This is a genomic window from Alkalicoccobacillus porphyridii (assembly GCF_007293315.1).
GTDB lineage: Bacteria > Bacillota > Bacilli > Bacillales > Bacillaceae_D > Alkalicoccobacillus > Alkalicoccobacillus porphyridii.
This window is the reverse complement of record NZ_VLXZ01000022.1, coordinates 25,662-37,694: the sequence shown is the minus strand read 5'-3', so window position 1 is coordinate 37,694 and position 12,033 is coordinate 25,662. Positions and strand designations below refer to the sequence as shown.

The window sequence follows — 12,033 nt, the reverse complement described above, 5'->3', positions numbered from 1 at the left end:
ACACCGACACCAGAACCACCACCGGGCGGAGGAGAGACACCGACACCAGAACCACCACCGGGCGGAGGAGAGACACCGACACCAGAACCACCACCGGGCGGAGGAGAGACACCAACACCAGAACCACCACCGGGCGGAGGAGAGACACCAACACCAGAACCACCACCGGGCGGAGGAGAAGCACCAACACCGGAGCCACCACCAAGTGGAGAAGAACCACGAACACCGGAACCGTCTCCAGGAGGAGAAGAACCGAAGTCACCGGGACCTTCTAAAGAAGAGCCAAAAGCCGGAACAGATCAGAATGGAAGCAAGAATCAAGGGGCTTCACCAAATACTGATGCTAATAAGACTAAGGGTGAACAACTGCCTAATACAGCAACTGCGCTATATAACTTTTTAGTCATCGGACTTAGTCTCTTATCAATTGGAGCGGCTACATTCATTCTTCAATGGAGAAGAAAGACGATTAAATGAGAATAAACCAAGACGTAATTAGAAAAATATGATGCAAACCAATAAGAAATCCGAACTCGCGTGATGTGAGTTTGGATTTTCTTATGTGCAGTAGCTATTTATTGGTTAGAAATTATCTTATTCTATGGAACTAGTTTGCAATTATATTACGAATTAAAAACTAGCTTTTATTTTATTGTCATTTCGTGTATGATGTTCTAAGAATATAATGGAGCTTTCTGCAAATAGAAAGGATGAAACAGATTGAAACATACAAAGTGGGCTTTTCTTGCTCTAATTGTAGCGTTTTTGACTGCTAGCTTAGGCTTTAGTCATCCAGCATATGCTACAAATTCCGAGGTAGAGACTTTTTTCTACAAGGAACAAACACTAATTACACCAGTAGAGGCTGAATGGTCTTACGAGGGGCACAAGGGACCGGATTATTGGGAATCTCTTAGTTCGGAATATAAGGCATGTGGCCAAGGCTCACAGCAATCCCCTATAAATATTGATACGAAGGAAAATGCTTCTATTAAAGAGGCAGAACTTGATCTTGTATTTGATTATAACGAAACCATTTATTCAGTTGAGGATAATGATGAAATTTTCCAAGCTAATTCATTTGACCTAAATAATAATACGCTTATGATTAACGAAGATGAGTATCGTTTACATCAGGTTGCCTTACATACGCCTAGTGAGCACACCATTGATGAGGAAGAATTTCCTTTAGAAATTCAGCTTGTTCATGAAAATGAAGAAGAAGAACAGCTTATCATTAGTGTTCTCGTGGAAGAAGGTAAAGAGAATAAGATTTTGAAGGATGTTTGGATGGCTCTCCCGGCAAAGGACGGAGTGGCTAATCGTGCAGTTGATTTTGATGCAACAGAACTCATTCCAGAACTTGATAGTCTTTATACGTATGAAGGTTCTCTAACTACACCACCATGTACAGAGAATGTAACCTGGATTGTATCTAATGAGACAGTTAGCTTATCTGAGGAACAAATTAAAGCTGTCAATAAGGTTTCTACTGAAAACAATCGACCTGTTCAAGAGCTTGGTAGTCGCGATATATTTAAAATTACGCCATAAAGAACGCTAAAGTAATGATACCTAGCAAAGCAATGTTGCTATCGTGTCATTGCTTTTTTTTTTGTGTCTCGAAGCTTTTGTACGCTATACTAAAGTGAATCAATCAGAATTATTTTGCAATGATACTGGAGGCGGTCAACATGTCAGAAGCATCTTATAATCTTAATAAAGAAGTTGAAACGGTTTTTACACATGTTAAGAATAGCGAAAAAGTAAAAGAGGCTTTGCGATTTATTGAGAAGGATCAATCTCAAACATTACAAGAGCAAATTGAACTTGCTGAGATTGGAGCACCTCCATTTGAAGAATCAAAAAGAGCCCTAGCTTACTTAAACAAATTAAAAGATTTGGGCCTGGAAAACGTTAAACAGGATCAAGAAGGAAATGTATATGGTGTTTTAAAAGGAGAGCGACAGGGTCCAACCCTTTTTGTCAGTGCACATATTGATAGCGTATTTTCTGCAGATACTGACGTTCGTGTAACCAAAAAGGACGGTCGGTATTATGGTCCTGGTATTACGGATGATGCAAGAGGTTTAGCGGCACTGCTTTCAATCGTACGTGCATTCAAAGTGTCGGGCATTACACCAGAGGCAGATATTATCTTTGGGGGAACAGTTGGTGAAGAGGGCCCAGGTGATTTACGAGGCGTCAAAGCTTTTTTTAAGGAACATCCGGAAGTGGATGGATTTATCTCCATTGACGCTGTCTCACCGAGCGCCATTGTATACAAAGGTACGGGAAGCTATCGCTATGAGATTACATACTCAGGACCAGGAGGACACAGCTTTGGGGCATTTGGCACACCAAGTGCCGTGCATGCAGGCGGACGGGCAATTTCTATGATTGCAGATTTGGAGACGGCCTCCCATCCTAAAACAACGTTTAACGTTGGAGTCATAGAAGGTGGCACGATACCGACAGCTATTGCACAGCAAGCAAAGCTTTACGTCGATATTCGCTCAAATGGAAAAAATGAGTTAGATGAGATTGATAGTCGTGTCCAAGTCATCTTTCAAGAAGCTGCTGAAGCTGAAAATGCACGCTGGGGAAAATTCGGAGAAAACGGCATAAGTGTTGATATAAATAAATTAGGGGATCGGCCAGTAGGATCACAAGCTGATGATGCTGACATTGTTCAGGCATGCTGGGCTGCTACTGAAGTACTTGGTTTGACACCGACATTAGAACAGGCGATAAGTACGGACGCTAATCTACCAATTAGTCTAGGCATTCCTGCTGTGACGCTTGGAGCAGGAGGGGATGCAGGGGGAGCCCATTCGCTGGAAGAATGGTTTGATCCAACGAATGCCCATCTTGGACCACAGCGAGTATTTTTAACGATTCTCGGCTTAAGCGGTATCGCACGTATGACGTTACCACTGCTCCCTTCAAAATAAGATGGATACCATTACGCACACATTATTTGGCTTAACAACGTATGGAATGGTGGATAAAAGAGAAAAAGATAGACCCACCAAACGAGCACTCCTCTTTACAGCTTTGGCAGCAAGCCAAGCTCCGGATTTAGATATTGTGGCTCGAGTGACGGAAACTGGACGAGTAATGGATCAAATGTGGCACAGGGGTCTCACTCATTCTATTTTCGTTGCACCTATATGGGCTTTGATTATTTATGTACTTGCCTATGTTATTTGGAGACGAAAGGATAGAATGATCTTCTATTTGGCCTTAGTAAATGTGTTTATTCATATTGGGTCTGATTCATTAAATGCATGGGGAACAGGTTTCTTTGAGCCGTTTTCCTCTATGCGAGTAACAATTGGTGTCATTCCCATAATTGATTTAGTCGTATGGACGATTTTTCTTGGAGCCTTTTTAATAAAAAAATGGAGCAAAACAGTTCAACCTCATCGGATTTGGCGTATTGCCTGGGTGATTGTACTCCTTCATGTCGGGGCTCAAGCAATACAGGGTATGATGATACATGAAGAGGCTCGAGATCAATATGAGCAAACGACGTTAACGGCAAGCTTTATACCGGGTCATTTCACGGTATATGGTAAAGAGGATGGGAAAATTTATATCGATGATCAAACGATCTGGTCCACCTCATCAGACCCTGAAATCATTGTTTCTGAAGAGCAAGAGGATCTAACTCCACTTTTGGAGGGCAATCCTAGGGCAGAGGTGTTAATGGCTTGGTCACCATTTGTTGTGATCACAACGGAAGATGGTGTCTTAGGTGTCTACGATCCACGCTTTAATCGTAGTGGGGCACCGATGTTATTTGAATATGTTGAGCTCGAATAAGAGAACAAAGAGCAAGGAGTGATTCGTATGAAGGTGTCATTTATTGATCATTGGACAGAATTGCAAAGCTTTTTACCTTATCTTCAAAAGAAAGAAATTGCACATAACCTGGCAATTGGCCTAATCACCTCAAAAAGAGAAAAAGAGCTCATCATGGCCGCTGCTTTTTATCGTGACGAAGAGGACGAGCCTATTATGCTTCTTTTACAAACGATAAAAGAACAAGCCGTTTTGTCTGTTTTTGAGGAGTTGACGGATTTAGAGATTCAGGAATGCGCCACAACTCTTGCACGTCAAACAAAGGAAGTTCCAGGCATTATTGGAGAAATTCCTTATGTTGAATGGTTTAGTATGCAATATAGTACAATCATTCAACAACAAATCGAGCTAAATATGGCCCAGAGAATTTATCAGCTGACAGAAGTGCGCCCTCCTGATTCAGTGTTAGGTAAGCTTCGGGAAGCTAAAGCTGAAGAACGACCGTTGCTAGTGCGCTGGGCACTACAATTTGCAAAAGACGCAGGCATTTCATTGAATGAGGAAGAAGCTGAAACCAGAGTCAGTCATTTACTTAGAGAGAATGCGCTGTACGTATGGGAAAATGAAGGGCAAATGGTTTCGATGGCCGCTGCTACTAGACCAACACGATCGAATATTAATATTTCGTTTGTTTTTACACCCGCTGATTTTCGGAAGAATGGCTATGCTTCAGCTTGTGTAGCAGCACTTTGTGGGAGGTTATTGGAAGGAAGGTATACGTCCATTTCACTTTATACAGATCTAGCCAATCCGACCTCTAATCACATTTATCAGGAAATCGGATTTAAACAGAGACTAGATTCAAAGCTTATTCTCTTTAAATAATGGCCGCATAATGAAGTGAGTTTCAATTTGCTCCTCAACTCTCAGATTATATTCTTGAGTTGGGGGGCTTTTTTCAAGTCCTTATACTTGTGTAAATAGTTATATTAATGCCTAGTCTAAAACTAGAACTAAGCTCATGGGCACCGCTACAGGAGAAACCTACGCTTTCCACGGGAACGGCCTCAGCCCTTGAAGGAGAAGATCACTCCTTCAATGTCGGTCTGCCGCGTTCTGTTCCGTAGGAGTCTTCGGTTTCTCCTTCCGCTACGGTTCTGCTTAAACAAATGACGAACGTTTACATTTAAAATAATGAAAGCTACTTTTTCATTCTCAGTGATTTGATAAAAAGGTTTATTGAAATAAGAAGGCAAAGCTCGATTAAATGGGTACCTGACCTCGGGTATGTGACCCTATTTTAGGAGCGACGGACGAAGAATCTATCTTCATTTACACATAAGCTTGAACAAGGTCGATTTATGTTATGCAGAGGCTTTATACTCTTGCATGATATTCGCCGTGATTAATCGTTTACGAACATTAATGCCTATCCAGCTAGCCAAAAATGCTTTGATTAGACCAGGAATTATAAATGGTGTCACACCTGCTGCTATTGCTGCCACCCAGCTTAAGCCCATCACATACTTCAACCAGACGGTTCCGAGAAGAAGGGATACGAACATGGCTATCGTATTAGCAATCATAGCTTGAGGAAGCGTAAAGGATGTTTTTTCTAAGTAAAACCCTGTTAGATAAGCGATAATAATAAAGGAAAAGAGGTACCCGCCAGTCGGACCAAGTAATATCGGTACTCCTGCTGTAGCACCGGCAAAAACAGGCAGTCCTACTGTGCCAAGGAGAACATAACACACCATCGACAGGGCACCCTTTCGACTTCCTAAAATCGTTGCAGCCAGTCCAACAGCAAGCGTTTGCCCACTAATAGGAACAAGTGGCAGAGGGATCTCGATTTGTGCAAGGACCGCTGTAATAGCTGCAAAAATTCCGCAATGAATAAGATCTCGTAGTTTGTTTGATTGTGTATTCACACGCTTCCACCTCTATTGTTAACTATATTATATAGTAGGTTAACACAAAGAGATGAAAGGTGGTAGCTTTTTTCTCACTTCTAACCAAAAAAGCCTGTCGACAAGTTATAGACCTGATCGACAAGCTCACATATTTCTGTTAATCTGACTTACGTTTGTTTCTTTCTTCTTAAAACAATCCAAGCTGTACTCATCATTAATCCAGCTATGGAAGCAACTAGAGATTCTTTAAAATAAGGAGGGAGGTACGAAAATTCTACCTCATTTGTCCCTTCTTCAAGTGCTACAGCCATAAATGCATAGTTTGCTTTTTCAATAGATTGACTGACTCCATTTACCTTTACCGACCAGCCTTTTTCAAAAGGCACAGGAATGGTCAGGAAGTCACTAGCGCTCGCATCTGGGACTGTAAAGCTCATCTTGCCTTCATCAATAGACGTTAATACTTCCTGTTGACTTCTCTCGTCAACAGCTTGTTCTAGCTGTTGATAATCCTCTTCGTGTAACAAAAAGTCATCAATTTGATAACTACCTTCACGCATACGAATAGAGATGGTTTCTTCTTTTGGAATGCGAATGGTTAAATCATTCACGCCCGTTCTGTAAATGGATTCCCTAGATTTTCGATCGGTCACATAATCATTTACATCAAGCCTGAATAATCTGGCTGTTTCTGATTGATTTAGCAGATAAAAGGATAGATAAAAATCACCATCACCAGTAGCATCCTCTTCTGAAACATGAAGGTCCAGTCCACCACGTTCATCGGTGATCGTTAACACCCCATCCTCATAGGTGCCTCCAACGGCCTCAATTTCAACATTTGACATGAGGTCCCGATCTGCTTCAGGTGCCGGGGATGGTGCTTCAGGCTGTTCCAGGATGACCCCACTGAGCATGGCATGTTCTCTGGTTACCATAGGAAGCTCATCAAGCTGTTCCTCTGAGTAAACCGTTGAGGTGACCCCCGCAAATGGTAAGGTATGTTGATTTTGATACACCACATATTCATCATTACTTTTGATAGCTTCAAAGCCATAAGGAGCATGGATCTCCTCGTCCTTTGGGAACAGAATATAATGTCCACCTAACAAGCTATAAAGGTTAGCGCGATCCCCAAACCCAGAATATCGACTAACACTTTCACGTTTCATGTCAATTTGAAGGTCATTGTAGTAAAAAAACAATAGCTCTTGATTTAACACACTTGAATAGGCACTGATACTTGAAAAGTCTTGCACCATACCTGTATTATTTCGACCGCTTCTCCCACCAACAACCCATTCAAGACGAGGCATTGGATGTTCATCCTCCTCAAGCACTGACTGAATGAGGTCTTTTTGTTCTGGAGGTTGATAGGTCTCTTCAATATATTCTTTCGTTGTTTCGGTAAGATTACCCGCTTGTGAAAGATGTCTGTCTTGATACTGATAAGCTAAAAAAAGCTGAGTGGCTCCCACGCAAAAGCAAAGCAATGCCGCTGAGTATGAAGGTCTCTTCAAGGCTATCCAGAGGAATCCACCAAGCATCAGTGGGAGAAGAATAGCAAATTCCACAAACTCAGGAAGACTTAATTCTAATGCACGATCTATAACAAATACACTGATAAATAGGAGCGTGGTGATGAGAGAGGACCAGAGCATTTGTCTTTTTGATAAACTGCGGAGGTTCCCAATGGCATAAGCACAAGCACCAGCAATAAGAAAGGACCCCATGTATTCAAATCGATTTTGTGGAGCAGAGAATCCGTTAAAAACACTTGCTACAATAGGAATATAGTGAAAAACCATAAACACCACTGAAAGAAACGCAAAAAAACGGAAGACCCGATGCTTATATAACGAAAAAGTAAATATAAACAAAAGGAAGAGAGCGGGTACAATAAGCGTACGACTGGTAAACAGGATGTTATCTCTTAAGTCAAGCAACTCAATGGGGTCCTCAAAAGGAGGACGATAATTATTTAAAAAGCCATAAACTGCAGGGATAAAGGACACTGCACCAATAGCAAAGCTAAGCAGGATTGCTGGAACATAAAGCTTCATTTGCTCAAGAATGGTTGCCCGGTCCTCCGAAAAACGAATGAACCATCTTCCGACTACGTAGATAGCTACAAAGAGGCAGCTCATATAGGCAAAATAAAAGTTATTAATAAGTGCTAAACTGAGTCCAACTATTAGCCACACTGGCTGTTTTTCACGAATGATTTTTTCTATTCCTAGGACAAGTAAGGGAATCCAAAGATAAGCATCTGCAAAGAACTCCCAAAAAGCTGTGTGACGATAATACATAACACTGCTTGCATAAATCATCGCTCCCGTGAAGGAGGCTGCCCAGCCAAGCTTAAAGTATCGAAATACATATGTACTAATAATAAGAATGATGCTCATACGGAAGACGCTGGCTAACACCGTGGACTGAGCCCAGAAAAGCAAATCGGGTGATCCAATAATTGAGATGGACTCAAGCAGCCAAACAAAAAACACGGTTACAAGAAACACCATGTTTGTAGAAAAATAATAGGCAAGCTGAGCAAATGTACCACTGCCAAGTCCAAAATCATGTGAATAAAACCAATGTCCATCTGTATATTGTTGGTAAAGAAAATGCTTGAATGGCAGCATTTGCGAAAGACCATCATTTGGTCCAACCATATAGCGGCCATTCAGTAACTCCTTTAAGAAAAACAAATGAGCCAAAAGGGCAAAAACTAAACTTACAACCAAAATCAACCAGAACATTTGATTACGATTCATGTTGGGCTCCACCTTGTTTTAAGATTTTTCCTGTAACAAGGAATGTAATAGGAACGGTGATAAACATAGCGGCAATCGGTGCTATGTTGCTTGATAAAGAAAAAAACTCAACAAACACAAAGATTAAGCTTGATGACACACTGATGTTGACCAGCTGAGTGAGCGGAAATTGAAAGAACTTCTTCCAAGTAGGCTTGACACCATAGGTGAAATAACAGTTTAAATAGTAAGAGATGACCATACTAATTAAAAATGCAGTAATATGAGCCACAAGATAAAATAAATTAAAGACGTTGTGAAGGAGTAAAAACACCAGATAGTAGTTCATGGTGTTTACTCCCCCAACAACGGTAAAGCGTGTAAATTCGTTATTTAGCCTTTTCATACCTAATGCCTCGATCCAGATTGGTTTCCTTCACTAAATAGTGGGGACGTCGTTTGGTTTCGTTATAAATTCTACCAATGTATTCCCCAATAATCCCTAAGCTGACCAGCTGAATTCCACCTAAGAATAAAATGGCAGAAATTAAGGTGAAGTAGCCGGGTACATCTACACCAGTTTGCGTAATTTGGTAGAAGGTGTACAGGATATAAGCAAGCGAGAGTAGTAAAATCGCGGCCCCCGTGTATAAGCATATACGCAATGGCTTCATATTAAAGGACACAATGCCATCAATTCCGTAATTGATCAGCTTTTGTAGGGACCATTTTGATTGACCGTTTTTTCTGACTACATTCTCATAATGAACAATTTTCTGTTCAAAGCCAATCCAAGAAAAGAGTCCTTTAGAGAAACGATTTCCTTCACTTAAAACAAGCAAAGCATCCACGGCACGACGGCTCAGAAGACGGAAATCGCCAACTCCATTCTCAAGCTTTACATCTACCACTTTGTTCATTAGTTTATAATACAATGTAGAGAGTGAGCTGCGAACAAAGCTTTCCCCTTTACGGTCTCGTTGAGCAATAACCTGATCATACCCTTCCTCAAATCCAAGAAGTAGTTCGTGTACAAGCTCAACTGGGTGCTGAAGATCAGCATCTATAACAATTAAACAATCACCCTTCGCATGCTGAAAGCCTGCAAGGATCGCGGATTCTTTACCGAAATTTCTTGTAAATGACACGTACTTCACGTTTGAATGCCATTTAGCTAGTCGTTGAAGTTCAGTTAACGTGCGATCAGAACTCCCATCATCAACAAAGATGATCTCTAATCTATAATGAGTAGATGCCACTTCATCTCTCATCGCACGGTAAAAGGCTTCGATATTTTCTTCTTCGTTATAGGATGGAACAATAACTGATAATAATGGTTTATCCATGTCGAATAGCCTCCTGAGATAAGATAAATTCTGTACAAATGAAACATCAAGCTTAAAGTGGTAAGCAATAACATAATACCCGATTTTAAAAAATGAAACCCACATAGCCCCTTGTTAAAAAAACTAAAATTATGGTCTAAACGAGAGAGAATGTGGTTAATTACTCACTTATTAAAGGAGTATATCCAAACAAGGGCGGGTCGATACCGGTGGCGCGTCTAAGCGTACTATATTCACAACTGATTGTAGCCTCTGGGGATGGAATTGGTTAAATGCTCAAATTTGAAAGGAGTGATCTCCATGTTTTATCCAGATAGATTCCTTAGTGAATGGATAAAGAACACTGTTGACAATAAACAACAGGTTTCCAAAGAAGAGCTGAGGGCTCAGCTTTTATTAAAATTAGGTTTAGTACCAACGCCCGCTACCGCAACCACCCATCGTGTTATTGAAACGGTAGCGTGCGAAGGCTATACAAGAGAACGAGTTGTCTTTCAAACAGCGGAGCATTTACCTGTGCCTGTCTATGTACTAACTCCACATTTAAACAAGGCTCGTTTTCCAGGTGTGCTAGCGTTACACGGGCATGGGGCCGGAAGTAGAGAGCTGGTAGGATTAACAGACAAGGGGCTGGAGGTAACCGGCGACCCAGGCATTCACCAACGCTTTGCCGTTCAGCTAGTGAAAAGAGGGTTTAAGGTCTTTGTGCTCGAGGTGCTTGGCTTCGGCGAGCGAATATTAGTACGAGATGTAGATAATAAAAACAACTCCTGCTTTGGGCTTGCGGCCGGACTTTTGATGGCTGGATCGACACTAGCTGGAATGAGGACGTTTGAAGCAAGACGTACAGTAGATCTGATGCAAACGTTTAAGGACGTTCAATCAGAACAGATTGGAATCTTTGGTTTCTCTGGTGGAGCGTTAGTAGCCAGTCTGACAGCTGCTTTAGATCAACGTATTCAGGCCACCGTACTTTCTGGTTTTGCCAATACGTATCAAGATAGCATTTTGGCCATGGATCACTGCATCGATAACTACATTCCAACAATTCTTAACCTAGCTGAATTACCTGAGATGATTGGACTCATTTCCCCACGAAAGCTGTTTATAGAAGCCGGTGCTGCAGATCCCATCTTTCCGATCCATGGCGTAAAAGCAGCCATCGAGCAGCTAAAAGAGCAATATGAAAAGCAAAAAGCGAACAATCATTTTGACTATGATATTTTTCAAGGCGCTCATATAATCAATGGGGAAAAAGCATTGCCATGGCTAGAGGATGCTTTAAGATAAGAACCGATCATACGAATCGTATGCTCTCGTAAAGAGGTGGAGGCGACAACGAGGAGCGGATATCGGGAAAGAGCGGCGGATATCGGGAAAGAGAGGCGGATATCGGGAAAGAGAAGGGATATCGGGAAAGAGAAGCGGATATCGGGAAAGAGAAGCGGATATCGGGAAAGAGGAGTGGATATCGGGAAAGAGGAGTGGATATCGGGAAAGAGGAGTGGATATCGGGAAAGAGCGGTGGATATCGGGAAAGAGCGGCGGATATCGGGAAAGAGAGGCGGATATCGGGAAAGAGAAGGGATATCGGGAAAGAGGAGTGGATATCGGGAAGGAGAGGCAGATATCGGGAAAGAGAGGCAGATATCGGGAAAGAGCGGCGCGATACCAAGAGGAAGGAGCTGGTTACCAAGAAGCGAGGCACGAGCTCTATGAGATATTTCGTAATGACCTAAAAAACCCCATACCGCAACTAAATGCAGTATGGGGTCCACCAATTCGCTATAGGGCTTTGCTAAATCCCGTGCTTTTTGCTGTGAAGCCTATTTGCTCATAAAAGGCATGGGCGGGTTTTCTCTCTTCACGATTACCGCTGTTTAATACAATAGTGGAAATTCCCTTTTCTTTTGCGTATCCCTCAATATAAGCCATAAGTTTTTGGCCTAATCCCATTCTTCTATATTCCGAATCAACCACGAAAGCGACTACTCGAATATACTGTCCATTTGCCTCATAGAAGAGTCCGTTGTGTAATCCGGCAAAGCCAATTAACTGATCATTTTGCTCCATTACGAGCGAATGGTAATCAGGATGGTTTAAGAGGGTATTGAATCGTTTTTGAACGGCTTCTGCATCAGTTGGGTATCCAAGCTGATTTAATAAAGGAACCAGCTTGGAAACATCGTGTTTTTCTAATTCACGTATTAGCAT

The 12,033-nt window shown here is 41.8% G+C and carries 12 protein-coding genes; 7 read left to right on the top strand and 5 right to left on the bottom strand.

Annotation, left to right across the window (positions count from 1 at the left end):
* The 5 genes from FN960_RS20285 to FN960_RS20265 all read left to right on the top strand — a co-directional run.
* Window positions 1–477 (top strand): LPxTATN C-terminal sorting signal domain (locus FN960_RS20285; protein ID WP_143850693.1); only part of this gene is annotated, 477 nt, incomplete at its 5' end.
* Between the two features lie 243 nt (window positions 478–720).
* Complete coding sequence (locus FN960_RS20280) at window positions 721–1,554, top strand: carbonic anhydrase (protein ID WP_143850692.1); 834 nt, start codon at window positions 721–723, stop codon at window positions 1,552–1,554.
* 140 nt (window positions 1,555–1,694) lie between these two features.
* The gene (locus FN960_RS20275; RefSeq protein ID WP_143850691.1) at window positions 1,695–2,954 is read left to right on the top strand and encodes a M20/M25/M40 family metallo-hydrolase; all 1,260 of its coding nucleotides are present in this window, start codon (window positions 1,695–1,697) and stop codon (window positions 2,952–2,954) included.
* Between the two features lies 1 nt (window position 2,955).
* The gene (locus FN960_RS20270; protein WP_143850690.1) at window positions 2,956–3,828 is read left to right on the top strand and encodes a metal-dependent hydrolase; all 873 of its coding nucleotides are present in this window, start codon (window positions 2,956–2,958) and stop codon (window positions 3,826–3,828) included.
* Between the two features lie 27 nt (window positions 3,829–3,855).
* A complete protein-coding gene (locus FN960_RS20265) occupies window positions 3,856–4,692 on the top strand; it encodes a GNAT family N-acetyltransferase (RefSeq protein ID WP_143850689.1) in 837 nt (278 codons plus the stop codon).
* A 479-nt stretch (window positions 4,693–5,171) separates the two neighbouring features.
* On the opposite strand, the gene FN960_RS20260 is transcribed toward FN960_RS20265, so the two are convergent.
* From FN960_RS20260 to FN960_RS20245, 4 genes are all read right to left on the bottom strand, one after another.
* On the bottom strand, window positions 5,172–5,738 hold the full coding sequence (locus FN960_RS20260; RefSeq protein ID WP_143850688.1) for a biotin transporter BioY: 567 nt from the start codon (window positions 5,736–5,738) through the stop codon (window positions 5,172–5,174).
* 149 nt (window positions 5,739–5,887) lie between these two features.
* A complete protein-coding gene (locus FN960_RS20255; RefSeq protein ID WP_143850687.1) occupies window positions 5,888–8,494 on the bottom strand; it encodes a YfhO family protein in 2,607 nt (868 codons plus the stop codon).
* Window positions 8,484–8,879 (bottom strand): GtrA family protein, encoded by a 396-nt coding sequence (locus FN960_RS20250; RefSeq protein WP_143850686.1) that lies wholly within the window; start codon window positions 8,877–8,879, stop codon window positions 8,484–8,486. The genes FN960_RS20255 and FN960_RS20250 overlap by 11 nt, the downstream gene beginning before the upstream one ends.
* Window positions 8,863–9,819, bottom strand: a complete 957-nt coding sequence (locus FN960_RS20245; protein ID WP_143850685.1) for a glycosyltransferase family 2 protein — start codon at window positions 9,817–9,819, stop codon at window positions 8,863–8,865. The genes FN960_RS20250 and FN960_RS20245 overlap by 17 nt, the downstream gene beginning before the upstream one ends.
* A gap of 300 nt (window positions 9,820–10,119) precedes the next feature.
* Here FN960_RS20245 and FN960_RS20240 point away from each other — a divergent pair, with 300 nt between their 5' ends.
* Both FN960_RS20240 and FN960_RS20235 read left to right on the top strand, forming a co-directional pair.
* Window positions 10,120–11,109 carry a dienelactone hydrolase family protein gene (locus FN960_RS20240; protein ID WP_185971125.1) on the top strand — a complete coding sequence of 330 codons (990 nt, stop codon included), beginning with the start codon at window positions 10,120–10,122 and terminating at the stop codon, window positions 11,107–11,109.
* Between the two features lie 194 nt (window positions 11,110–11,303).
* Entirely contained in the window at window positions 11,304–11,558 is a 255-nt protein-coding gene (locus FN960_RS20235; RefSeq protein WP_143850683.1) for a hypothetical protein, read from the top strand.
* Between the two features lie 46 nt (window positions 11,559–11,604).
* Here the strand turns inward: FN960_RS20235 and FN960_RS20230 are convergent, their stop codons facing one another.
* Window positions 11,605–12,033, bottom strand: coding sequence for a GNAT family N-acetyltransferase (locus FN960_RS20230; RefSeq protein ID WP_143850682.1), 429 nt, complete (start codon window positions 12,031–12,033; stop codon window positions 11,605–11,607).

Coding starts and splice junctions, on each gene's coding strand:
- FN960_RS20275 (WP_143850691.1), top strand. CDS start 1,695: ATGTCAGAAGCATCTTATAATCTTAATAAAGAAGTTGAAACGGTTTTT.
- FN960_RS20270 (WP_143850690.1), top strand. CDS start 2,956: ATGGATACCATTACGCACACATTATTTGGCTTAACAACGTATGGAATG.
- FN960_RS20265 (WP_143850689.1), top strand. CDS start 3,856: ATGAAGGTGTCATTTATTGATCATTGGACAGAATTGCAAAGCTTTTTA.
- FN960_RS20255 (WP_143850687.1), bottom strand. CDS start 8,494: ATGAATCGTAATCAAATGTTCTGGTTGATTTTGGTTGTAAGTTTAGTT.
- FN960_RS20250 (WP_143850686.1), bottom strand. CDS start 8,879: ATGAAAAGGCTAAATAACGAATTTACACGCTTTACCGTTGTTGGGGGA.
- FN960_RS20245 (WP_143850685.1), bottom strand. CDS start 9,819: ATGGATAAACCATTATTATCAGTTATTGTTCCATCCTATAACGAAGAA.
- FN960_RS20240 (WP_185971125.1), top strand. CDS start 10,120: ATGTTTTATCCAGATAGATTCCTTAGTGAATGGATAAAGAACACTGTT.
- FN960_RS20230 (WP_143850682.1), bottom strand. CDS start 12,033: ATGCTAATACGTGAATTAGAAAAACACGATGTTTCCAAGCTGGTTCCT.